General features: G+C 52.4%; 1 protein-coding gene. It reads right to left on the bottom strand.

Translation table 11 applies throughout. The features are described 5' to 3' along the window. Positions 1-618 precede the first annotated feature (618 nt). A complete protein-coding gene (locus BT116_RS31195) occupies positions 619-777 on the bottom strand; it encodes a hypothetical protein (protein WP_170846023.1) in 159 nt (52 codons plus the stop codon). Positions 778-1,040 lie beyond the last annotated feature (263 nt).

Raw genomic sequence — 1,040 nt, 5'->3', positions numbered from 1 at the left:
TTTGCCGAGTGGCATTTGCCTTGATGAAAAATCAGAGCGAATACCAACCAGCGCCTATGTTGCAGGGTTGCCCTGCAACATAGAATCTCCCACAGAGAGTGGCAGCAGGATCAAACGCCCCTTTCAGACCACACATCCCTGCGACTTTACCTACAACTAAACCGGAACCAGCCTGATTGTGCGCCTCGCCCCCGAGCCCTATCGTTTTGTTGTCACCCCCATCGTATTCGCCACATGAAACGACCGCGTATTAGCGACTTTAAACATCAGATGTTCCGTTCGACCGCAATGCAACTTGCCAAAGAGTATTTGTTGGATGATCCGTGGGTACTGGCGGAGAGGGGAATTGATGCTGGACGGATAAGGTACGAGCCGATAACGTAAGTGGCATTGGATCAATGTTATTTATGGGGCTCAGAGGCCCAACTTTATCCATGGGAGGATATACCTGGCTGGAAGAATCGCGACGGGAAAGCGTTTGACCTTTCTCTGTGGTATGACCATGAGCTATGTGGACTTTGCTTTGCGACTCCAAAATCAAGCACCTTGTCCATCAAGGTAGTCCTCCTAGAGGGCAAGCCTGACGTTACTCACCCTTTGAAGGGTGAGGTTGCCGGTTTAGTCTTGATCGCGATCAGCCGATACGCGCGGATGCTGAAGCTTCGCGAGATTGAGATTTTTGAGCCTGACCCTGGGGCCGTCCAGTGGTACCGGCATCTGGGCTTCGATTTCGACGATCAGCAGCGCCTTGTCATAGCGGTAGACGAGGCATAACATCAACCCAATTCTATTGCCGAGTTTTCCATGAAAACTTCAAAGCGTGCTCCAAAGCTGTTGCTTGCTGCCCGGTACCAGGCAGAGGCCCGCCGTCTGGCTGGTTGCCCGTCCAGCATCGAGCGCCAGTTCTTGTCGGTCAGCCTCGCCAAAGGTAAGGAGCTTGAACCCGTTGGCCTAATGGCCGGGGTCAGAACCTGAGTTCTGTCGATATAAAAAAACCGCCACATGGGCTAATGCCAGTCAGTTAAGCTGACTGGCATTTC

The sequence above is a fragment of the Pseudomonas sp. NFACC16-2 genome (genome assembly GCF_900119205.1).
Taxonomy (GTDB): Bacteria; Pseudomonadota; Gammaproteobacteria; order Pseudomonadales; family Pseudomonadaceae; genus Aquipseudomonas; species Aquipseudomonas fluorescens_Q.
Note: the sequence above shows the minus strand (reverse complement) of the source record. Positions and strands in the feature narration are given on the sequence as shown.